Origin of the sequence: Nocardia huaxiensis, assembly GCF_013744875.1 — a bacterium.
GTDB lineage: Bacteria > Actinomycetota > Actinomycetes > Mycobacteriales > Mycobacteriaceae > Nocardia > Nocardia huaxiensis.
Genome location: NZ_CP059399.1, coordinates 2,218,721 through 2,239,965 on the forward strand (window position 1 = coordinate 2,218,721; position 21,245 = coordinate 2,239,965).

At 68.0% G+C, this 21,245-nt stretch carries 24 protein-coding genes and 1 pseudogene; 13 read left to right on the forward strand and 12 right to left on the reverse strand.

Going from position 1 to position 21,245, the window contains the following annotated elements; all coding sequences use genetic code 11:
* Positions 1-24: 24 nt before the first annotated feature.
* The 4 genes from H0264_RS09775 to H0264_RS09790 all read left to right on the forward strand — a co-directional run bounded on the left by H0264_RS09775 (position 25) and on the right by H0264_RS09790 (position 3,172).
* Positions 25-699, forward strand: a complete 675-nt coding sequence (locus H0264_RS09775; RefSeq protein ID WP_181583669.1) for an MspA family porin — start codon at positions 25-27, stop codon at positions 697-699.
* A 66-nt stretch (positions 700-765) separates the two neighbouring features.
* A complete protein-coding gene (locus tag H0264_RS09780; RefSeq protein WP_181583670.1) occupies positions 766-1,440 on the forward strand; it encodes an MspA family porin in 675 nt (224 codons plus the stop codon).
* Positions 1,441-1,759: 319 nt separating this feature from the next.
* Entirely contained in the window at positions 1,760-2,440 is a 681-nt protein-coding gene (locus tag H0264_RS09785; RefSeq protein WP_181583671.1) for an MspA family porin, read from the forward strand.
* A gap of 63 nt (positions 2,441-2,503) precedes the next feature.
* Complete coding sequence (locus H0264_RS09790; RefSeq protein ID WP_181583672.1) at positions 2,504-3,172, forward strand: MspA family porin; 669 nt, start codon at positions 2,504-2,506, stop codon at positions 3,170-3,172.
* Positions 3,173-3,241: 69 nt separating this feature from the next.
* Here the strand turns inward: H0264_RS09790 and mscL are convergent, their stop codons facing one another.
* The 4 genes from mscL to H0264_RS09810 all read right to left on the reverse strand — a co-directional run bounded on the left by mscL (position 3,242) and on the right by H0264_RS09810 (position 5,601).
* Entirely contained in the window at positions 3,242-3,658 is a 417-nt protein-coding gene (mscL, locus tag H0264_RS09795) for a large conductance mechanosensitive channel protein MscL (protein ID WP_181583673.1), read from the reverse strand.
* 152 nt (positions 3,659-3,810) lie between these two features.
* Positions 3,811-4,440 (reverse strand): SAF domain-containing protein, encoded by a 630-nt coding sequence (locus H0264_RS09800; RefSeq protein ID WP_181583674.1) that lies wholly within the window; start codon positions 4,438-4,440, stop codon positions 3,811-3,813.
* Between the two features lie 185 nt (positions 4,441-4,625).
* Positions 4,626-4,928 carry an FmdB family zinc ribbon protein gene (locus tag H0264_RS09805; protein WP_181583675.1) on the reverse strand — a complete coding sequence of 101 codons (303 nt, stop codon included), beginning with the start codon at positions 4,926-4,928 and terminating at the stop codon, positions 4,626-4,628.
* Positions 4,929-4,998: 70 nt separating this feature from the next.
* A complete protein-coding gene (locus tag H0264_RS09810) occupies positions 4,999-5,601 on the reverse strand; it encodes a 5-formyltetrahydrofolate cyclo-ligase (protein WP_181585409.1) in 603 nt (200 codons plus the stop codon).
* Positions 5,602-6,042: 441 nt separating this feature from the next.
* On the opposite strand from H0264_RS09810, the gene H0264_RS09815 reads away from it, so the two are divergent.
* From H0264_RS09815 to sepX, 4 genes are all read left to right on the forward strand, one after another.
* The gene (locus H0264_RS09815) at positions 6,043-6,981 is read left to right on the forward strand and encodes a UTP--glucose-1-phosphate uridylyltransferase (protein ID WP_181583676.1); all 939 of its coding nucleotides are present in this window, start codon (positions 6,043-6,045) and stop codon (positions 6,979-6,981) included.
* 50 nt (positions 6,982-7,031) lie between these two features.
* The gene (gene glp / locus H0264_RS09820) at positions 7,032-8,291 is read left to right on the forward strand and encodes a molybdotransferase-like divisome protein Glp (RefSeq protein WP_181583677.1); all 1,260 of its coding nucleotides are present in this window, start codon (positions 7,032-7,034) and stop codon (positions 8,289-8,291) included.
* Positions 8,292-8,300: 9 nt separating this feature from the next.
* Positions 8,301-8,951, forward strand: coding sequence for a GNAT family N-acetyltransferase (locus H0264_RS09825; RefSeq protein WP_181583678.1), 651 nt, complete (start codon positions 8,301-8,303; stop codon positions 8,949-8,951).
* A 184-nt stretch (positions 8,952-9,135) separates the two neighbouring features.
* Positions 9,136-10,326: a divisome protein SepX/GlpR gene (gene sepX, locus H0264_RS09830; protein ID WP_181583679.1), complete on the forward strand. Its 1,191-nt coding sequence runs from the start codon at positions 9,136-9,138 to the stop codon at positions 10,324-10,326.
* 144 nt (positions 10,327-10,470) lie between these two features.
* Here sepX and H0264_RS09835 read toward each other — a convergent pair whose 3' ends face one another.
* Together H0264_RS09835 and H0264_RS09840 are read right to left on the reverse strand one after the other, a co-directional pair.
* Positions 10,471-11,406: a hypothetical protein gene (locus H0264_RS09835; RefSeq protein WP_181583680.1), complete on the reverse strand. Its 936-nt coding sequence runs from the start codon at positions 11,404-11,406 to the stop codon at positions 10,471-10,473.
* Positions 11,406-12,152, reverse strand: a complete 747-nt coding sequence (locus H0264_RS09840; protein ID WP_420832051.1) for a ParA family protein — start codon at positions 12,150-12,152, stop codon at positions 11,406-11,408. Before H0264_RS09840 ends, H0264_RS09835 begins: the two co-directional genes overlap by 1 nt.
* Positions 12,153-12,453: 301 nt before the next feature.
* Between H0264_RS09840 and H0264_RS09845 the strand changes: the two genes are divergently transcribed.
* Together H0264_RS09845 and H0264_RS09850 are read left to right on the forward strand one after the other, a co-directional pair.
* The gene (locus H0264_RS09845; RefSeq protein ID WP_231083264.1) at positions 12,454-13,314 is read left to right on the forward strand and encodes a C40 family peptidase; all 861 of its coding nucleotides are present in this window, start codon (positions 12,454-12,456) and stop codon (positions 13,312-13,314) included.
* A gap of 72 nt (positions 13,315-13,386) precedes the next feature.
* A pseudogene (locus H0264_RS09850) lies at positions 13,387-13,611 on the forward strand (SMP-30/gluconolactonase/LRE family protein); the annotation flags it as partial.
* Between the two features lie 13 nt (positions 13,612-13,624).
* On the opposite strand, the gene H0264_RS09855 reads toward H0264_RS09850, so the two are convergent.
* Entirely contained in the window at positions 13,625-14,242 is a 618-nt protein-coding gene (locus H0264_RS09855) for a TetR family transcriptional regulator (protein ID WP_181583682.1), read from the reverse strand.
* A gap of 294 nt (positions 14,243-14,536) precedes the next feature.
* Between H0264_RS09855 and H0264_RS09860 the strand changes: the two genes are divergently transcribed.
* Positions 14,537-15,259, forward strand: coding sequence for a GbsR/MarR family transcriptional regulator (locus H0264_RS09860; protein WP_181583683.1), 723 nt, complete (start codon positions 14,537-14,539; stop codon positions 15,257-15,259).
* On the opposite strand, the gene H0264_RS09865 is transcribed toward H0264_RS09860, so the two are convergent.
* The 4 genes from H0264_RS09865 to H0264_RS09880 all read right to left on the reverse strand — a co-directional run bounded on the left by H0264_RS09865 (position 15,240) and on the right by H0264_RS09880 (position 18,108).
* Positions 15,240-15,515 carry a hypothetical protein gene (locus H0264_RS09865; protein WP_181583684.1) on the reverse strand — a complete coding sequence of 92 codons (276 nt, stop codon included), beginning with the start codon at positions 15,513-15,515 and terminating at the stop codon, positions 15,240-15,242. The two genes, H0264_RS09860 and H0264_RS09865, sit on opposite strands and share 20 nt — an antisense overlap.
* 82 nt (positions 15,516-15,597) lie before the next feature.
* Positions 15,598-16,368 (reverse strand): SDR family NAD(P)-dependent oxidoreductase, encoded by a 771-nt coding sequence (locus H0264_RS09870; protein ID WP_181585411.1) that lies wholly within the window; start codon positions 16,366-16,368, stop codon positions 15,598-15,600.
* 63 nt (positions 16,369-16,431) lie between these two features.
* Positions 16,432-17,007 carry an NADPH-dependent F420 reductase gene (locus H0264_RS09875; protein WP_181583685.1) on the reverse strand — a complete coding sequence of 192 codons (576 nt, stop codon included), beginning with the start codon at positions 17,005-17,007 and terminating at the stop codon, positions 16,432-16,434.
* Between the two features lie 93 nt (positions 17,008-17,100).
* Complete coding sequence (locus H0264_RS09880; protein ID WP_244976147.1) at positions 17,101-18,108, reverse strand: GlxA family transcriptional regulator; 1,008 nt, start codon at positions 18,106-18,108, stop codon at positions 17,101-17,103.
* A gap of 142 nt (positions 18,109-18,250) precedes the next feature.
* Here H0264_RS09880 and H0264_RS09885 point away from each other — a divergent pair, with 142 nt between their 5' ends.
* On the forward strand, positions 18,251-18,877 hold the full coding sequence (locus H0264_RS09885) for a cysteine hydrolase family protein (protein WP_181583686.1): 627 nt from the start codon (positions 18,251-18,253) through the stop codon (positions 18,875-18,877).
* Here the strand turns inward: H0264_RS09885 and H0264_RS09890 are convergent.
* A complete protein-coding gene (locus tag H0264_RS09890; protein WP_220139960.1) occupies positions 18,860-19,636 on the reverse strand; it encodes a PP2C family protein-serine/threonine phosphatase in 777 nt (258 codons plus the stop codon). The genes H0264_RS09885 and H0264_RS09890 overlap by 18 nt on opposite strands.
* A gap of 253 nt (positions 19,637-19,889) precedes the next feature.
* On the opposite strand from H0264_RS09890, the gene H0264_RS09895 reads away from it, so the two are divergent.
* Complete coding sequence (locus tag H0264_RS09895; protein WP_181583687.1) at positions 19,890-21,182, forward strand: helix-turn-helix domain-containing protein; 1,293 nt, start codon at positions 19,890-19,892, stop codon at positions 21,180-21,182.
* Positions 21,183-21,245: the final 63 nt, after the last annotated feature.

Sequence of the window (21,245 nt, forward strand, 5' to 3'; positions counted from 1 at the left end):
CGGAAGAACCTGATGAGGGAAAATATGCGCGAGAATCGCACCGTTCGTGGTGCCCGCCTGGCCCGTGCCGCCGGAATCGGCGCGGCCGCAACCGTTGTCGTGGGCCTGCTGTCCACCGGCGCCGCCAATGCCGACACCTTCGTACCGTTGCCGGACGGTCAGAAGGCCGGAGCAGGCGTCACCATCACCCGCAATGGCGAGCACGCCGTCATTTCACCGTCCCTGAGCGCCAATGGCGCCGGACGCACCGCGTGGCTGAGCGGCAATGTCGTCGCCGACGTCACCAGCACCCCCGAGGGCGAGGTCGGCCCCTGGAACGGCGCCACCAACAACCCCGGCTCCAACAACTCCTCCACGCACGGCACCTCCCGCCTGAGCACCGGCTACATCGTCGGCTGCCAGGTCAGCCTGGCCGACAACGCCATCTCGGCCGGCATCGGCGCGAGCGCCGATCTGACCGGCGGCGGCCTGAGCGGCTCGGTCGGCCTGAACCTCGGCCCGGGCGAGGTCAAGTTCATCGGCATCGACGGCAAGGACATCAAGAAGGCCGGCACCTACTCGGTCGAGTACACCGATGTGCCGATCGAGATCAACGGCTGCGCGGGCTACGCCCAGGCGCGCTCCTACACCGTCGTCGAGATCATCGGCGACCACTACTCGAAGACCACCCTCTACGGGCAGCCGTTCAGCCTCGGCTGACGCTCGGTCTGCGATCGCCCAATTCTTCACTCGCGTAAGCGAATTCGACCCTAGAGGGAATTCAACATGAGCATCCGCAACACTGCGGCCCGCGTGGCCGGTGTCGGGCTTGCCGCCACCGCCGCCATCGGCCTGTTCTCCACCGGCGCCGCCAACGCCGACACCTTCGTGCCGCTGCCCGGCGGCGCCATCACCAAGACCCTGTCCGACGGCACCGTGGTGACCGTGCGCATGGTCGGCGAATCCGCCAATATCAACCCGTCCATGGGATCGACTCCGCTGCACCGCAATGCGTGGGTTTCCGGTTCGGCGCAGGTCGACATCTCCGGCAACAACAGCACCGTCGGCGGCAAGATCTACCCGGGTTACGTGGTGGGCTGCCAGGTCAACGTCTCCGGTGGCGGCGCCTCCGGTGGCGCCGAGGCCGGCGCCGACTGGGGCGCCAGCAGCATCGGTTCCGCGAAGGGCAATGTCGGCGGCAACCTGACTCTCGGCCCCGGTCAGTCCAAGGCGTTCTACATCCTCGATCTGGAGGAGGCCGACGACTACGGCAACGAATCGCACAACGCCCGCAACAAGTTCAAGGGCTCCAGCGGTTCGGTCACCTGGGCCGACGAGACCATCGGGCTGAACGGCTGCGCCGGCTACGCGCAGGCGCGGTCCTTCGTGATCGTCAAGGTCGAGACCGACAATGTCATCTCCGACGTCACCCTGTGGGGTCAGCCCTTCAGCCTCGGCTGATTCTTCTTCCGTTCCTCGGAACAGCAACGGGCCCGGTGCGATTCGCACCGGGCCTTTTGTGTATCCCGTTGCAAGCCGTGCGTATTCATAGCAGCTCGGGCATAAGTCCGGGCAGCAATCACTTGTTCAGGTTCTATCTTCTCTCACGCCTCGCGAGTCACACCTGTGATGTAAAGTGCCCTGCGTCGCTACATATAAAGAATTTGTTAGCAGTAACACAGCGGCAACAATGTGGCGACAAACTTACCCGGGGTTCGCCAGGACCCCTTTTCAGCCTCGGTGGTCGAGGCTGACCGCAAGAAACCTGATGAGGGGAAGTATGAGCGAGAACCGCACCAACGGTCTTCGTCGCGGTGCCCGTTTTGCGGGCATCGGTGCGGCGGCGGCCGTGGCCATGGGCCTTTTTTCGACTGGTGCTGCTAATGCCGATACCTTCGTGCCGTTGCCGGACGGCCAGAAGGTGTCTCCCAGCGGGACCGTGACCATCACCCGCACGGGTGAGCGCGCGATCATTTCGCCGTCGCTCGCCGCGAATGGCGCAGGTCGTACCGTCTGGGTCAACGGCACCGTGAGTGCCGATGTCACCGAGACCCCCGAGGGCGAAGTCGGCCCCTGGAACGGTCCCCGGAACTGGGAGGGCACCAACAACTCCTCCACCCACGGCACGTCCCGCATCAGCACCGGCTACATCGTCGGCTGCCAGGTGTCGATCGCCGATGACGCCATCGGCGCCAGCGTCGGCGGCGGCATCAGCACCGACGGCTTCAGTGTCAGCGGCGGCCTCGGTCTGAACCTCGGCCCCGGCGAGGTCGGCTGGGTCGAGATCCAGGGCAAGGACATCAAGAAGGCGGGCACCTACTCGGTCGAGTACATGGACGCCGAAATCCAGATCCAGGGTTGCGCCGGTTACGCGCAGGCGCGCGCGTACACCGTCGTCGAGATCATCGGCGACCACTACTCGAAGACCACCCTCTACGGCATGCCCTTCAGCATCGGCTGACGTGGTACGGACCGTTAAAAATCTTCTCGCGCAAGCGAATTCGAACCCTGAGGGAACAAAAGAATGAACATCCGTAAGACCATGGCGCGGGTGGCCGGTGTGGGTGCCGTCACCGCCGCCGCTCTCGGCCTGTTTTCCACCGGCGCCGCCAACGCCGACACCTTCGTGCCGCTGCCGGGCGGCACCATCACCAAGACCCTGACCGACGGCACCGTGGTGACCGTCAAGCTGGTCGGCGAGTCGGCCGTCATCAGCCCGTCCATGGGTTCCACTCCGGTGCACCGCAATGCGTGGGTCTCCGGTTCCGCGCAGGTCGAGCTGTCCGGCGCCAATGGCGATGTGGGCGGCAAGATCCGTCCGGGTTATGTCGTGGGTTGCCAGGTCAATATCGACGGCGGCGGCACCGAGGTCGGTGTCGAGGCCGGCAGCGACTGGGAGGGCAACGCCTCCGGCGGCGGCACCGTCGGCGGCAGCCTGAGCCTCGGCCCCGGCCAGGCTCGCGCGTTCTACCTGCTGGACCTCGAGGCCGCGGACGACTTCGGCAACGAGGACCACACCGGCAAGAACAAGTTCAAGGGCTCGCACGGCTCGGTCACCTGGGCCGACAGCACCATCGGCCTGAGCGGCTGTGGCGGTTACGCCCAGGCGCGGGCCTTCGTGCAGGTGCAGGTCGAGACCGACAATGTGATGAGCTGGATCACCCTGTGGGGCCAGCCCTTCTCGCTCGGCTGATCGACGCCACTCGGTAAAGGCAACGGGCCCAGCGCTTTTCGCGCTGGGCCCGTTTCTTTGTGTGCGGCTTCAGATTTCGTGGCGGCCGCCGCCGGATCCATTGCCGCCGTTGCGGCTTTCGGCGAGCAGGTCGCGGATCTGGTGCAGCAGATCGTTGTCGGTGAGGGAGTCGTCGGCGGCGCCCCAGCGCTTCTTGGCGTGCGTGGCGGGCAGCACCACGATGAAGTACAGCAGCGCGGCGATGATGACGAAGTTGAGGGCCGCGGTGATGATCGGGCCGATGGCCACGAAGGTCGCCGGCTTGTCGGCCACCAGCTGGAAGCCCAGGCCGAGCTCATTGGTGCCGCCGAAGACGGCCAGCAGCGGATTGATGACGCCATTGCTGAAGGCGGTCACGATGGCCACGAAAGCCGTGCCGATGACCACGGCGACCGCCAGATCGACCACATTGCCGCGAAGCAGGAAATCCTTGAAACCCTTGAGCATTGCCGAAACTCCTTCGGTCGTGCGGGATCGGGGGAGCTACTTGTTCGCTATCATCACCGTCTCGATCGTATTTCTCGACGATGGAATTCCCCCGCATCTCGTCGCACCGCCAGCGCGCCGCGAACACCAGCATGGATGGACCCACCGCGCCCTCAGTGAAAGGTGACGGTCAGCGCGCTGTGCAGGGAGGCCGCCGCGACGGTCATGGCCCGCCGCGAATCCAGGGCAACCAGCACAACCCGCTCGTCGTGTCCCCGAGTGCCGTTCGTCCCGGAGACCGACACGACCACGGCATCCCCGGCCAGTAGTCGCGCCGCGCGCCCCTCCTCGGCCCCCGCCACCACATCGACCCGATCACCGCCGCGCAAAATATCTGCAATAGCGTTGTCCGCCAAGCGAATCGGCACAATGCGTGCGTCCGCGCTCCCCACCGAGACCGCGGCCAGCCGCGGCCCCACAATCCGCAGCTCGGTCATTACTTCCCCCGCCCCGACAGCGCTGGTCAGCGTCCCGCCGACCAAGGATCCGGCGTCCCCGACCGCCCCGCCGGGCAGCGTCCCCGCTTCGCGCGCAACCACCCGCAGATCGTCATGGCTCACAACGTGACCGGGCGCCAAATCCCTTGCGGCGACAAGCACTTCCCGCTGCCGATCGGCCGGATCCCCGCGCACCGCGACAACCCCCGCGACCACGCACAACCCGACGGCCGCGACCCGGCGCACCAGCACACTGTCCGCCCACACCGGCCGCACCCGCGAAAAATGCTCTCGCAATCCGATCATGCGCGCAGCCTACGACCGCCATGCGTTCACAGCGCCCAAAAAACCGCCCGAACCGGACGGCCTGTGGATAGCGAAAAACCCTGTGGAAGAACGGTTTTCGCCCTGTTGAGGCCGCGTGTCCTGAAATGGGGTTTGGGGGCAACGCCCCCAAATTCCTCCCTCTTTCGCGCCGAAGGCGCGCTGCCTCAGGCGGCGGAGGTGCTGCTGGGGGTGCTGGAGGCGGTCGAGGTGGAGGTGCTCGACGCGGTCGAGGTGGACGAGCTGCTGTCCGAGGAGGACGAAGGCTTCGCCGCCTCGCTGGAGGTGGACCCGTTGCGCGAGTCGGTGCGGTAGAACCCGCTGCCCTTGAAGACGATGCCGACCGAGTTGAACAGCTTGCGCAGCTTGCCGTTGCATGCGGGGCAGACGGTCAGCGCGTCATCGGAGAAGGACTGCACGATGTCGAACTTGTTGTCGCACTCGGTGCACGCATACGAGTAAGTAGGCATCGGGAAACCTCCACAGTCTTCGTCGAATTAGCACTCTACAGCTCACAGTGCCAACGCTGCCAATCGGGTGTCAATTCCCGGCTTGTTCGTCCAGCGCCAGCAACCCGCCGAAGGGCGTCAGCGCCCATCCCATTCGATGGTCGTGCGGCTCCTCCGGCAAATGGCCGACGAGTTCATCGTCCCGCACCACCGCGATCAACCGCGCATCGGTGCGGCAGGCGGCCAAACTCCGGTCGTAATAACCCGCTCCACGGCCCAATCGCACGCCGCGCCGATCGACCGCCAGCGCGGGAATCAGGAGGGCGTCGGCTTTACCCAGCGCATTGGCGATCGGAGCCCCGGAAGGCTCCCGCAATCCGAATCGGCCGCGTCGCAAGGCTTCCGGTCCGGTGTACTCGGCCCATTCGAGCGGCCCCGGTTCCCCGGTCACCGGCAGCAGCACCCGGACGCCACCCGCGCGCAGTGCGTCCAGCATGTCCAGGGATCCCGGTTCGCCGCCGACCGGCACGTACGCGCACACCCATGCGAGCGTCCCGAGCGGCCCGCCGGGGGCCGCGAGCCGCGCGACCCCGGCCGCCAGCGCGTCCGCCTCCCGCTCGCGCTCGTCTGCGGTCACGGTCTTGCGCCGCGCGAGGACCGCCTCCCGCCACGCTCGCTTGTCCCAGGCATCCATGCCCCGGGCGTCCTCGTCCCAGGCGTCGCCGTCGTTCACCTCCTCACGATAGGTGTCCCGCCGCGCCCGCCTGTCGCTCGCATCGTTGTGGCGGTTTGCACGGTTTGCCGGTCCGCTGGCTGGGAATTGTCTGATACGTACGGATTTGCCTGCCCACCTGCGCACACTGTGTGCGGTATCGCACTCTGCTCCGTTTGCTTCGCCGCGACATGCCATGTCCCATGGGACGTGACTACTGATTTCGTGAGGTCCGGGTAACTCGCCGGGGACGTCCACAATAGGTTCGGCACCTACACCGGCGGCACGGGTGCGATACGGGTAACGGCTCTCGGCCGCCCGCAAAAGGCGCGGAGAGGCGGGAGTGCCATTTAGGCTCTCGGGGATGCCGAGGCGGAGATGAAGGACGCCCCGGCACACAGACGACTGGATAGGGTGAAGTTCATGACAGCTAATGGCGGCGGAGCCGCGTCGTGCTTCCGCACCGCGGTAGTACCCGCGGCGGGGCTCGGCACGAGGTTCCTGCCCGCGACCAAGACGGTGCCCAAGGAGCTGCTCCCGGTGGTCGACACCCCGGGCATCGAATTGGTCGCCGCCGAGGCCGCGGATTCCGGCGCCAACCGCCTTGTCATCGTGACCTCCCCCGGAAAAGACGGTGTCGTCGCGCATTTCGTCGAGGACCTGGTGCTGGAGAGCACTCTCGCCGAGCGCGGCAAGTTCCATCTGCTGGAGAAGGTCCGCAAGGCCCCCGGCCTGCTCGACGTCACCTCGGTGGTGCAGGAGGAGCCGCTCGGCCTGGGACACGCGGTGGCGCAGGCGGAATCGGTGCTCGACGACGACGAGACCGCCGTCGCGGTGCTGCTCCCCGACGACCTGGTGCTGCCCTCGGGCGTGCTCGCCGTCATGGCGAAAGTCCGTGACACCTACGGCGGTTCGGTGCTGTGCGCCATCGACGTGCCCAAAGACCAGGTCAGCGCGTACGGCGTGTTCGACGTCGAAACCCTGCCCGGCGCGTCCAGCGATGTGCTGAAGGTCAACGGCATGGTGGAGAAGCCCGCCCTGGCCGACGCCCCCTCCACCTACGCGGCCGCCGGCCGATACCTGCTGGACCGCGCCATCTTCGACGCCCTGCGCCGCATCACCCCGGGCGCCGGCGGCGAACTGCAGCTGACCGACGCCATCGCCCTGCTGATTTCGGAAGGACACCCGGTACACGTGGTGGTCCACCGTGGGTCGCGGCACGATCTGGGCAATCCGGGCGGCTATCTTCGAGCTGCGGTCGATTTCGCCCTGGAGCGAGAGGAATACGGTCCCGCCCTGCGCGAGTGGCTGGAGCAGCGACTCGGCCCGGGCTGGAACCCGCAGCTCACCTCGCCCGAATAACGGTGCGGCCGTAGCTGAGTGGGTAGTGCGCGAGATCATGGAAGGGCGGAATGCGCTCGGTTGAGGATCAGCAGATCAAGGTGACCGCGGCGGCCGTCGCGCCACGTCCGGTCCGGGTCGCTATCTCGGAGGCCCAGGGTTTGCTGTGTGCCGAGGATGTGGTGACCGAGCGCCCGCTGCCGGGTTTCGACCAGGCGGCCATCGACGGCTACGCGGTACGCAGCGTGGACGTGTCGGGCGCGGGCGCCGATATCCGCGACGAGGACGGCGAACCGGTCGATCTCACCCTGCCGGTGGTGGGGGAGGTGGCGGCCGGATCCCGGCAGCCGATCCGCTTGCAGCCCAGGCAGACCGTGCGCGTCGACACCGGCGCGCCGCTGCCGACGCTCGCGGATGCCGTGCTGCCGCTGGACTTCACCGACGGCGGGCGCGCCCGGGTGAAGGTGTACGAGCCGGTGCGATCCGGGGACTACGTGCGCCGCATCGGCGACGACGTGCAGCCGGGTGATCTGGCCGTGCGCGCGGGCACCATCATCGGTCCCGCGCAGGTGGGGCTGCTGGCGGCGGTCGGCCGCGACAAGGTGCTGGTGCATCCGCGTCCCCGGCTGTCGGTGCTGTCGGTCGGCGGCGAACTCGTCGACATCGATCGCACGCCCGGTCCGGGCCAGGTGTACGACGTGAACTCCTACGCGCTGGCCGCGGCCGCGCGCGATGCGGGCGCGGATGTGAATCGGGTCGGCATCGTCAGCATGGATCCCAAACGCCTGCGCGATGTGGTCGAGGGTCAGCTGGTGCGCTCGGAGGTCGTGGTGATCGCGGGTGCGGTCGGCGGCTGGGCGTCCGAGCAGGTGCGCGAGGCCCTCGAGGGGCTCGGCGAACTCGAGATCGCCCGCGTCGCCATGCATCCGGGTTCGGTGCAGGGTTTCGGCCTGCTCGGCCGCGACGAGGTGCCGACCTTCCTGCTGCCCTCGAATCCCGTTGGGGCCCTTGTCTGTTTCGAGGTGATGGTGCGACCGCTCATCCGCATCGCCCTGGGCAGAAGGCATCCCATGCGGCGGATCGTGCGGGCGCGCACCATCCTGCCCATCGCCTCGATTCCGGGTCGCCGGGGTTATCTGCGCGCGCAGCTCATGCGCGACGAGCAGACCGGCGACTATCTGGTGCAGCCGCTGGGCGGTCCGAACGGTGCGTCCTCGCACCTGCTGGCCACCATGGCCGAGGCCAACAGTCTCATCGTGGTCGATCCGGATGTCACCGAGGTGCGCACGGGTGACGAGGTTCGGGTCGCGTTTCTCGCGCAGCGTGGGTGAGGCGTGGACATGAACGTCTTCCGGGCCGCTCAGCACCCGGGCTGGCCCGCTCATCTGGGTCCGGTGCGGGTGGCGGCCGGACAGGTGACGTTGCGACCCATCCGATTGCGGGATGCGGCCGCGTGGAGCCGGATTCGCACCCGCGACCGCGATCATCTGGAGCCGTGGGAGCCGACCGGGCGTGGGGCGTGGGAGGCGCGCAATCACGCCTCCAACTGGCCGTCGCTGTGGTCGTCGCTGAAGGCCGAGGCCCGGCGGGGTGCCATGATTCCCCTCGTCATCGAGGTGGACGGGCAGTTCAGTGGTCAGCTCACGGTGGGCAATATCGTGCGCGGCGCGCTGCGGTCGGCCTGGATCGGCTACTGGGTGTCCAAGGAGGTCGGCGGCCAGGGCGTCGCGACGGCGGCGCTGGCCATGGGACTGGACCACTGCTTCGGCGAGGTGGGCCTGCACCGCGTGGAGGCCACCGTGCGCCCGGAAAACCTTGCCAGCCAGGCGGTTCTGCGCAATGTGGGCTTCCGGGAAGAGGGCCTGCTCAAGAAGTATCTCGATGTCGACGGCCAATGGCGGGATCATCTGCTGGTCGGCATGACAGTCGAGGAGATCTCGGGCACGGTGGTGGACAAGCTGATTCGCGCGGGACGCGCCGCCCTGCCGTGACCGGAACTCCCCGCGACGGTCGTTCGTTGTTACGTATGTGGCGTATGTGATCGGCGCGCCTCACGATGATTCCTGAGACGGCGAACTAGCCTACGGACGTCGGTGGTGCGTCCGTGCTCCACCGGAGGCGCTTCGGTGCACGTCGAAGGGACTACGGCTACGCGGGGACGGAGGTGCGAGCACGATGCCGAATTCGATCTTGTGGATCGGGCTGGTCGTGCTCTGGCTGTTCGTGCTCTTCCCGATGCTGGCCGACCGGCACCCGCGCATCCGTCAGCACACCGACGCCGCGCTGTCGACCCGGGTGCTGCACCGCGGGGATGCCAAGCCGCGCACCAGGAAAGGTCCGGCCACCGGACACGACACCGATCCGGACTACGTGCCGGTTCGCAGGAAGCATCACCACAGCGATGATCCGGAGGATCGGATGACCAGATCGGACGAGAGCGCTACCACCGCATCGGACGACGAGGATTTCGAGACCACCAGCGAACACGACACCGACCGCGCCGATGCGGCGGAGCTCGAAGCGGATTCGCCCACCGGCGAGCGCGACGAGGACGAATTCGAGCCCGAGACAGCCGAATCCGAGTCGGAGGCCGTCGACGACGACCGGCACGACGAGGAATCCGCACCCGAAGCGGCCGATTTCGCCGACGATGCCGAATACGATGATCAAGTGGCGAATCCCGGCACTCGTGCCGACACCGCAGATTCCGACGACGAGCTCGTCTCGGTGCGCACCTGCTCCACGCGCGGGGATTCCGGGTCCGACGACGAGCAGCCCGCCCGCTCCGACGCCCCGCAACGCACCCGCATGCCGGCCCTGCGCGCCCCGGAACCGGAACCCGAGGATGACGAATCCGATTCCGAGGATGAGGATTTCGTGCCCAGCCGGCGTGGCCGCGGTGGCTTCGACCCCGAGGCCGACGCCATCGCCCGCGCCGCCCGCTACACCTTCCGCCAGCGCGCTGTCCTGGCGCTGCTGCTCAGCACCATCATGTTCGGCGGCGCCGGGGTGGCGCTGTCCGGCCGCTTCTGGTGGCTGTGCGGCATCACCGGCGTCATCCTGGTGGGCTATCTGGCCTACCTACGCCGCCAGGTCCGGATAGAAGAGGACATTCGCCGCAAGCGCATCGCGAGACTGTCCAAGAAGCGCCGCCAGGCCGAGGACGACGAGCAGGCCGAGCGCGCCGCGGAACGCGACCGCCCGGATCTGGAAACCGCCCGCACTCAGCTACGCCGCGCGGTGCTGGTCGAGCCCGACGACGACGATCCCGCCTTCGAACACCTCGAACTCTTCGACGCCGCCACCGCCCGCGCCGCCCGGAACCGCGCCGCAGGCAACCGCTCTCGCCGCGCGGTCGGCGAATAGCAGCAGATCCAAAGACCTGAACGAGCGCCCATTCGAGGGCGCTCGTTCAGTCTTTTCCGAGGGCGGGATATCCCAGTGCGCCTGCGGGAAGGGCCCGGCTGCTGCCGGGCCCTTCCTCGGATGTGGGTGAGGTTGTTCTACCGCTTACCGCATACGCGGGGTTACCGGGATCTGCCGCTCGATGAGTTCGGCCATGTCGCGCAGTTTCGCCGCGAATTCACGCGCCGCGATCGGATCATCGCTCGAGCCTTTCACGACCTTCTGGGTGAGTGCGGCCAGGCGTGATTCGACGGTGCTGAACAGATCGGGCGTGCGCTGGTTCCCATCGATGAGATCGCCGCGCAGCCAAGCCTGTAGCCGCGCCACGACCGCACCCTCGTCGAAGTGGTCGGGCAGCACCGCCACGGCCTCGCGCAGCTTGCCCGCGGTGACCTTCACATCGGCGGCCAGGGTGGTATAGACGGTGACGGCCGCGTCCTCGCCGTGCGCCGCCGCCACCGGCAGCAGCTCGCGGATCTGCCCCTCGTTGATGGAGGGGGCCAGCGGATGCAGCCGCGCCGCCAGCGGCCAGGCGCGAATCAGCTTGTGCGCGTACGACCGCTGCATATCCCACCGCTTCTCCACGTAGTCGTCGAAGCTGGCGTGGTCGGCCCGGTAGAGCCGGCCGTCCCGCACGATCTGCAGCGCGCGTCCCGCCATCCAGAACGCGACCCGCAGGGCATCGATGGAGGATTCGCACGCCTCGAGCTGCGCCTGCTCGCCGGAGCTGAGCGGCCCGTCGCCCGCCGTGGGCAGCGGCATGGTCAGAACGTTCGAATTCGGTTCCGCCCGACCCGGTTCGGGCCCGTCCGCGATGAGGTCGATGACGCCGCGGCGGGGTTCGGCCGGGCGGGTCTGGGATGCGGTTGCGCCGTCGCGGGATGCGGTGGTTCCGCTGCGCACCTCGAACGTGCCGCCCAGCCATTCGGCATCGCGCAGCGGCGAAACCGGGGGAGTGTGCTCGGCCTCGTCGGCGAGCGGATTGCGGGCGGGTGCGGCGGTCCCGCCGCCGATGGATCCCTTGCGTCGTTGCGGAGGCATCAGGCGCTCACCTCCACCGGGATCCGAACCGGCTGTGCGCCCGCGAGATACGGCCGCAGCAGTTCGTCGCCGACCTGCCGGTACTCGCCGAGATCCTCGATCGGGTTCTCCGCGCCGTCGCCGACCTCGCCGTCGGCGGCCTCCCGATACCACTTCCACGCGCTCACATAATTGTCGAAGACGTCGTAGCCGGCGTCCTCGAGATTCTGTCGCTGCGTGCGGTATTCGGTGGAGACATTGACGCCGTTCTTCATGGTGACCGGAACCTTGGTCATGAGCACGCGCACGCGGATCTCCTTGGCGTTCTCCGTGGCCGCTTCCTCGGCGGCCCGATAGGTGCTGGGCACGCGTTTGACCTCGGACGGGCTCACGCTGGTCACCAGGATCAGTTCGTCGCTCTCCGGTACCGCGGCCTTGAAGATGTCGGCCGATTCACCGCCGGCGTCGACGATGATGACGTCGTAGCGCCCGGCATTGTCGGTGATGCAGTCGTTCACGTGCCGGGACGGGAAGGCGATGAGTTCGAACGGCACCGCGATCTCCGCTTTCTGCAGCCGCCGGTACCACGAGTATCCGGTCTGGCTGAGCGGGTCGGCGTCGATCACGAGCACGCGCAGACCGTGCCCGGTCGCGAAATACGAGGCGAGAAAGAAGGCCGAGGTGGTTTTTCCCACGCCGCCTTTGAGATTCCCCAGCGTGACGACGAGCGGTCGGGGAAGTTCCGGTGTCGCAATGGAATCGGTCATGGACATCCTCCGGGTGATGTGGGAGGGCACTTTCGACTGCGCTCGATCCTGTCACGCACACCTCTTTTCGCCCCGGATTCCGTGCGCCGTTTCGCAAAAATGAGCCGTTTTCGGGCTGTGTCCAATTGGACACGGCCGCACATGTTTACGAATTCGTTATGAATTACATGGGCGTTATTCGTTGCACGTCATGCATTTTGCGTGAACTATGCATTTTCGGATCGACTGGCACTACCGAGATGTTCGAGTTGATGGACGGAAACCGGAATAGCTTTCAGTGGCTTGATCGGAGGACCGCATCATGGAGACAACCGGTGACAGACAGAAGGTTCGATTCCTTCGCCTCACGTGGCGGGGCCTGGCGACAGGCTTCCTGAGCGCAGCGGCCGTGGGTGCGGCGCTGCTGTTCACGGCGGGCGAGGCGGAGGCCACGCCGGTGGCCGTACCCGGTATCGGGGAATTCGATATTCCGAACGAATACGTGCCTGCTGCGGAGGCCATGTTCGGATTTCGTCCCGTGACGATTCCCGGTGTGGCCCAGGCCGATACCGCCACCATGGCATCGATTCCCGCTGAGGCCGATATCGCCCCGATGCCGGAAACCGTCATGGCTGCGGCGAATCCGGAACCCATTCCGTCGAATACGGTCGCGGCTGCTCCAGCGCCCGCTCCGATTCCGGCGGCCCCGGAATCCCGGTCGGTCACGGTGGCGGGTCTCGGAGAATTCTCCGTACCGAATTCGCTCCCGGTGCTCACCGGAATTCCGGGCCTCACCGACAGTGCGGCCACGCCCGCTCCCGCGATGGCGACGCCCACGCTCACCACGGGCGAGCGCGCGGTCGAGGCGGCCAAGTCGCGGCTCGGTTCCTACTACCGCTCCGGCGGCAACGGCCCGGACTCCTTCGACTGCTCGGGTCTGGTGCAGTGGTCCTACGCGCAGGCCGGTGTGGCGCTGCCGCGCACGAGCCATTCGCAGCTGGCCTCCGGAACCCCGGTGGAGCTGGACGAACTGCAGCCCGGCGATCTGGTGTCCTTCTACGGCGGCGGCCATTCCGCCATCTACGCCGGCGACGGCAAGATCATTCACGCCTCGACCTACGGGACCGGCGTGATCGAATCCCCGATGGACAATATGCCGGTCGCGGGTGCGCGCCGCTTCTGAACGGAGTCACCGTGTTCAACGGAAACACCGTGTTCAACGGAAACACCGTGCTCGCCGAAACCCTTGTCACGCATGGCCACCGCGCTCTCGATTGTCACGGGCGCACCCGCCGCGCAGGCGGCGCCGATCTGTCCGGGCGCATCGGAGGGGCTCACCGTCGACGCGGCGGGCCGGGCCTGCACCACCGACCTGTTCAGTGGCCGCGTCTACCGCTTCGACGCCCCTGGCGCGCCACCGGTCGCCATCGCCACCGTCCCCGGCGGCGGAGCGGGTGCGCCGGCCTGGTCGCCCGGTGGTGCCGCCGAATCCGTCAGGCCCCGGTGACGGCGGGCAGTGGTTCGGTCAGCAGTCCCACCAGCATGGCGATGATATTGTCCTGCACCTCGATTCGGTCGGCGTCGCCGAGTTCCTGCCGCTCGTAGTCCGCGAGCAGGGCGAACATGACGGTGCTCATGGCGGTGATCCGGTATCGCCGCATGCTGGGGGTGAGGCCGGGCATGGCCCGGTAGAGCCGCTCGACCAGGATTCGCGTGGCGTGCCAGCGCTTTTCGTGCAGATCGGGTCCGCTGACGGCGGGGTGTGCCCGGGTCTGCTCCAGGAACCGCGCGTAGTGCGTGGAGCCCTCGGCGTAGGGGATGTCGAACATCGGGCGCACCAGCATGTCGAGCAGCGCGGCCACGGAATCCGGTGCGCCGGCGGCCTCGTGGTCGGCGAGCAGGGCGGTGCGCCGGGATTCGAGTGCGGGCTGGTGTCTTTCGATGATGGCCGCGATGAGTCCGTCGCGGGAGCCGAAGTGGTAGTGCACGGCCGAGTTGTTGCGCTGTCCGGCGGCCACCGCGATATCGCGCAGGGCGACATCGGGTCCGCGTTCGGCAATGGTGCGCTCACCTGCGAGGAGGATGAGTTCCCGGGCATCAGGGCTGGTCACGGGGACACTATAGCGCCACTCGGCCCCGGTTAAGCTCACCGGATTGGACTGTTAAGCAGTGTGGCTTAGTCGCCGCGGCGTGCCGGTTCGAACTCTGGCGAACGCTACGTTGCGTTCACAAGGTTGAAAATGTGCATGGGCCCTCGAAATCGATCCAATGCCAGGTGAATACGGTATTCGCGGCATGGATGACCGTGCAGCCTAATGCAATTGGCCAGGTCGTGTGTTGCAATAGGTTCGGGGGCGTCGCACCGCGTGGACCGCGCCGCCGCCGCGCACGAGGGAGGTTGCCCGATGCCGGGCGGAAGGCTCACACCCGAGGACCGTCGGCGCATCGCCGCGGGTCTGGCGCAGGGGCTCGGATACGCGGAGATCGCTCGTGAACTCGGGCGGCCCACCTCCACCGTCAGCCGGGAGGTCGGCCGCAATGGCGGGCCCGGCGGCTATCGCGCGGATCTGGCCCACGCCGCCACGGTGGTGCGCTCCCGGCGCCGGACAGCGCGGCCGAAGAAGACCGAAAGTGCTTCCGGCGCAGACGAATACGGTCGTTCGCCGGAGGCTGTCGCGGAGTTCGGCGCGCAGTTCGCGGAACTGTTGGCGCGGACCGGCGTTCCCAAGATGCCGGCCGCGGTGCTGGCCCGCCTGTACGCCGCCGACTCCGGCAGCGTGACCGCCGCGGAACTGGTGCGGCACCTGCGGGTCAGTCCCGCCACCGTCTCCGCGGCGGTCGGCTATCTCGAAGGGCAGGAGCTGATCCGGCGCGAGCGTGATCCGGGTACACGCCGCGACCGCTACTTCATCGACGAATCAGCCTGGTACAGAGCGACTCTCGCAAGTGCGCGGAACAATGAACTGCTGGCCGCGCGGGCGCGCGCCGGGGCGGAGGAACTGGGCATCGGCACGCCGGCGGGAATGCGGCTGCTGGGCATGAGCGAGTACCTCGACGGCGTGGCGCGCGACATGGTCCGCTCGGCGGAACAGTGGCACGCGAAACTCGTCAGACGGCTCTGGCGGTAATACCGGGAAATCTGCGGTGAATTCGATCTACATACCGGCGCACGGTGGTGAGCTCGGTATCGATCGACTGCCGCGCTTCGGACGTCAGCGCGGTCTGCAATCGGCGCGTCAATCCGGCCATATGCCGTTCCAGCTCTCGCAAGAACACCCGGGCCTGAGCTAACTCGGGATCTTCGGAGAGCTCTGGATCATCGAACATATCGCGGAAGTATCCCACCGACCCGATACCCGTGCCTGCCGAATAGTGTGTGCTCACTGCGTAATCGAGATGTTCGAGAAGGCCGGCGCGGTGTCCGGGCGCGGAGCAGGCCCGCGCCGGGGGGGTGCGGGCGGCGGGCTCAGGCCCCGTATCCGCCGTCGATATCGAGCTTCTGGCCGCTGATGAAATCCGCGCGATCCGACGCCAGGAAGCAGACCGCCTCGGCGATATCCTCGGCATCCCCGAATCGCCGCAGTGGAATATTGCGCCGGGTGATGTCGAGGGCTTCCGCGTTCAATTCGCCTGTGCTGATCAGTCGTTCGGCCATGCCGTCGGTGGTCATCCCGGGGCCGACGCAATTCGCGCGAATGCCGAACCGGCCCTCCTCGGCCGCGATCGCGCGGATGAGCGCTTCCACCGCGGCTTTGGGGGCGCTGGACAAGCCGTCGCGGATGGGGAATCGCGTGGTCGCGGCCGTGGTGATCGCGACGATATTGCCGCGGCTCTCGCGCAGATGAGGCAGTGCGGCGTGGGCGGCATTGAAGAACGCCGTGGCGTCATTGGTCAGCTGCCGCTGGAAGTCGGCAGGTGTGATCCGGCTCAGATGCACCATGGGCACGTGCGGCCCCGCGGCGTAGACGAGTGTGTGGATGCCGCCGAGTGCGGCGGCCGCGTCCTGGAGCACCGCCGCCGTCTGATCCGCGTCGGCGAGGTCGAGTTGCCAGGCCAGTGCGTGACGGCCTGCGGCGGAGGCGGACTCGAGCAGTGGTTCGATCGCGGCCCGCGACCGGAAGTAGGTCAGCCCGACGGCGCTGCCGCGGTCGATGAGCATGCGGGTGACGGCCGTGCCCAGTCCGCCGCTCGCGCCGAGCACCAGTGCCGCGCCGGATCGGTGCGCGAAATCGTCCATGGATTCCATTGATAACGCACCCAGTGGAACCAAGCAACTGCTTGGTTCCACTGGGTGGGCCCGCTACTCGCCGGCGTTCTTGGACTGCGCCAGCCCGCCGCCGTCGACCGGTTCGAATCCGGCATCGCGAATGAGCGGCAGGACCGTGGCCGCGGCCAGCGGATCGTCACTCCAGTAGCGCATCTGCCCGCGCGCGCCACCGCCCTGCCCGCGCTGCCCGTCGGCGAGCAGATCAGCCGCCGGCCGATCCCCAAAGGTGCGGACCAATCGGACATCCCCGAGTCGCCGCAATTGATACTGCGGACTGGTGAGCCCGTCCGGAATCGGCAGTCGCACGATCTGCCCGTCGCGTTCGGTGAGCGGATTGCTGGGATCGACGACGATCCTGCCCTGCAGTGCCGCCCCGTATTCGAGGGCGATCTCCGGGAACGCCTCCCACCACACCGCGATCACGACGACATCGGCGGCGGCGATGGCGTCGAGCGGGCTCGTGGCCGTGGCGTGTGCGCCGAGCTCGTCGGCGAGTGCCTTGGGTCCGTCCGGCCGGCCCGCGCTCAGCAGGACCTCGTCGCCGCCCGCGACGAGCAGCCGGGCCAGATTGCCGCCGATGCGGCCGGTGCCTATCAATCCCACGCGCATGGGCTCTCCTTCGTCGAAGTGGACGAGTCGACCAGTGCTACATCGGGTTTCACACGATGCGACGGCAGGCGGCCGCCGCGCTCGAATGTCAGGCTACAGGGCGGGCGGACCTGCGCCGATCGCCGCCGCGGCGGCCCGGACGGGTGTGTCGGACGGTCCCTGGAAAGTCCTGCGGTAGGCCGAGGGTGTGGTGCCGAGGGCGCGGGCGAACTGCTCGCGCATGGTGACCGCGCTGCCGAAACCGCATTGATCGGCAATGCGTTCGATGGTGCAGTCGCCGGTCTCCAGCAGGCGCTGCGCCATGACGATGCGCTGGGTGGCGACCCAGCCGCTCACGCTGGTGCCCACCGTCTTCCGGAACTGCCGGGTGAAGGTGCGGCGGCTCATGTTCGCGTGCTCGGCCAGGCGGTCCACGGTCAGCTCCGTCCCGAGCCGCTCGATCGCCCAGTGCAGGGTCTCCGCCAGCGGATGCTTGGATCCCGTTGCGGGCAAGGGATGTTCGATGAATTGCGCCTGCCCGCCCGCGCGATGCGGCGGGGTGACCAGCCGGCGCGCGACCCTGTTGGCGAGTTCGGCGCCGTGCTGACTGCGCAGCAGGTGCAGGCAGGTGTCGATGGCGGCGGTGGTGCCCGCCGACGTGACGATATCGCCGTCGTCGACATACAGCGATTCCCGATCCAGCAGCACGTCCGGGAACCGGCGGGCGAACACATCGGCCCATTTCCAGTGGGTGGCCGCCGGACGGCCCGCCAGCAGCCCGGTGTCGGCGACCACGAAGGCGCCCAGGCACAGCCCGACCACACGCGCGCCACCGGCGTGCGCGGTCCGCACCGCGTCCACGATCTCGCCCGGCGCGGGTAGTTCCGGATCAGGCCAGCTGGGCACGATCACCATCGACGCCCCGGCCACTTCTTCCAGCCCGTATCCCGTCGACACGCTGAATCCGGCGGTCGTGACGATCGGCGCGGCGCCGGGCGTGCACACCCGGATCTCGCACGGCGGCAGCTCCGCCGACGGCTGCTCCTCACCGAAGACCAGGCACGGCACCGACAGATGGAACGGATTGATCCCGTCGAATCCGACAACCGCGATCACATCCACGGCGATCCTCCCGCAAACAAGTGGCCCGATTCCGTTGATTGTAGGCACGCGAGCCACTGTCGAGCCGGCCGCGTCCGAGCGAAGGTGGATGTCGTGCCGGTCCCGACCGGCAAATAGGCACCCTCGGCAAGGAGAAAGCGAAATGACTACTGCCTCAGCGACTTTGCGCACCGTGAGCGGACTCGACAGCCGGCCCGCGCGGCTGGCCGACGCCACCCTGGTGCTGATCGACTTCCAGAACACCTACCGCACCGGCGTCATGGCGCTGCCGGACGCCGAGCGGGCCCTCGAGGCCGCCGCCGGGCTGCTGTCCGCCGCGCGGGCGCTCGGCCGCCCGATCGTGCACATCGTCAATGACGGCGGGCCCGGCAGCCCTTACGACATCACTGCCGAGATCGGTGCGATCAGCGATCCGGTGGCTCCGCTGCCCGGCGAACCCGTGGTGGTCAAGACCGTGCCGAACGGCTTTCACGACACGACGCTGGAAGCCACGCTGCGCGCACTGAGTTCCGGGACGGACCTGGTGCTGGCCGGTTTCATGACCCACATGTGTGTGCAGTTCACCGCCGAGGGCGCGTTCTATCGCGGGTTCCGGCCCACGGTCGTGGCCGAGGCCACCGCGACCCGGCCGCTGCCCGGACCCGACGGTCGCACGGTCCCGGCCGAGGTGCTCCAGACCGCCGCGCTCACCACCATCGGTGATCTGTTCGGTGTGGTCGCGCCGAGCCTGGCGCAGCTTCTCCCGGAGCAGCTAACTCCGGCGAACTGACCTCCGCCGCGCGTCCACGACGAACGCGGTCGAATTGTCGGTGCCGCCGAGACCCAGGGCGGTGTCCACCAGGGTCTCGGCGGTCGGTCCGGCCGGAACATCGGCCGCCAGCAGGGTTTTGATCATGACGATATCGAGCAGCTTGTGTGCCCCGTCGCTGCACAGCAGCAACCGTCCGGCACTCGAACCTGTTGCCGCGTAGCCGATTTCCTCCGGCTTCACGGTGCGGGCGGAGGTGGTGACCAGATGTCCCATCCGCGCCGTCGGCTGCTTGCCGCGAGCCCGGAAGTATTCGGCCACAGTGTGATCGGTGGTGATCTGCTGGAGCGTGCGCCCGTTCCAGCGATAGGCGCGGCAGTCGCCGATCCACGCCACCTCGCACGGCCCGTCGGGCTGTCCGGCCATCGGCAGCACGGCCACCACGACCACGCAGTCGGCATTGGCTTCGGGTAGCTCGCGCAGCAGTTCCCGTTGCGCCGCAAGAATTCCCGCCCGCACCCCGTCGGCCGCGGCCACTCGCGCCGCGACCGTGGCCACCAGCCGCGCCGCCCGCGCCGCCGCCAAATGATCACCGACCCCGTCCGCCACCGCGAAGGCGGTCCGCCCCGTCCGTGAATTCGTCGCCGCGGCATAGGAATCCGCATTGACGCTGCGCCGCCCCCGCTTGCTCACCGCGCGCCCCGTCACCTCGGCCAGTGGCGTCACCACGGGCCTGGCCATGACTTCGGTGGGACCGATCTCGATGGCTGCGGAACTCATGGGCCCGACCTCCTCGGACTCGAATGGCCGGATGTGCCCTTCCGGCGTACCTAACAGTCAACGCCACCAACCCGTGTCGCGTGCCCGAATTGCCTGTGCGATTGCTGTGTAGTGGGTATCGATCCGGTCGCGCCCGGAGCCGGAACGTGTCCAGGGGTATTGCGTTCGATCGTGTCCGGGCCCATTCTCCGGGGCCGCGGTCGGCGGTGTGACCGGTGTTACAGTGAAGTCCCGCAGGTTCGAAGGACACCGATTGGGCAGCTCGGAACAGGTGAATCCATGGGTCGCCGCGCGGCCGGGAGAAGATCTCGGGCTGCTGGCGCGGCGGGTTTCGTCGGCGCACGCTCGGTTCGTGACCGGGGGCGAAACGCCCGCCGGGGGAGATTCGGTGCGGGCGGTGGTGCTCGAATCCTGGCGGCGCAGCCGGGAACACGGGGTGGATCCGGACGCGGCGGGCGGCGGGGGCGTGCTGGGGGACTCGGAGTTGCGCGGGTATCGGGCCGAGCATCCGATGGCGGCCGTGCGGCCGGTGGTGCGAAAGCTGTTGGTGGAGGACGCGGTAGAGGCCGGACTGCTGGTGGCGGTCAGTGATGCGCGGGGGCGGCTGCTGTGGGTGGAGGGGGAGTCGCGGGTCAAGGACCGGGCCTGTGCGATGAATTTCGTGGAGGGGGCGGACTGGAGTGAGGATCGGGTGGGGACCAATGCGCCGGGGACGGCGCTGGCGCTCGATCATCACGTGCAGATTTTCGGGGCGGAGCATTTCAGCCGGATGGTGCAGGAGTGGAGTTGTTCGGCTGCGCCCGTGCATGATCCGCTCAGCGGGCGGGTGATCGGGGCCATCGATATCACCGGTGGGCCGCGGGTGGCGGCGCCGGAGGTGCTGTCGCTGGTGCGGGCCACGGTGGCGGCGGTGGAGTCGGAGCTGCGGCTGCTTCTGCTGGAGTCGCCGAAACCGTTGGGGGACAGTACGGCTCGGTTGCAGGTGCTGGGGCCGGCCGCGATTCTGACGCGGGCGGGGGAGCGGATTCGGTTGTCGCAGCGGCATGCCGAGATTCTGTTGCTGCTCGTGGAGCATCCGGAGGGGCTGAGCGCCGATCATCTGGCGCTGCTGCTGGACGAGTCGGAGCTGGATCCGGTGACGATTCGAGCCGAGCTGTCGCGGGTGCGAAAGCTGGTGGGGGCCGGGGGTATCGGGTCCAAACCGTATCGGCTGCTGATCGATCTGCGCACCGATGTGGACGAGGTGCGCGCCGCCCTCGCGCGCGGTGATGCGAAGGCGGCGCTGCGCGCGTATCCCGGTGCGCTGCTGCCGCGTTCGCTCGCGCCGGGCATTGCCGAACTGCGGGCCGAATTGCGGGAACGGCTGCGCGCCGCGCTGCTGACGAGCCGGGATCGCCGCCTGCTGGCGCGCTGGACCGGCTCGGTGGAAGGCCGTGACGACAGCGCCGCGTGGGCCGCGTATCTCGGTGCGCTGGATCCGGGTTCCTCGCTGTATGCGCAGGTGAAGGCCCAGTTGCGGGTCCTGGACACGAGATTGGGCATCTGACCAGTTAGTTGCAACCGTCGCGCAACAGGTCGCTTCGTAGTGTTCTGGATCACCCTGACGCCC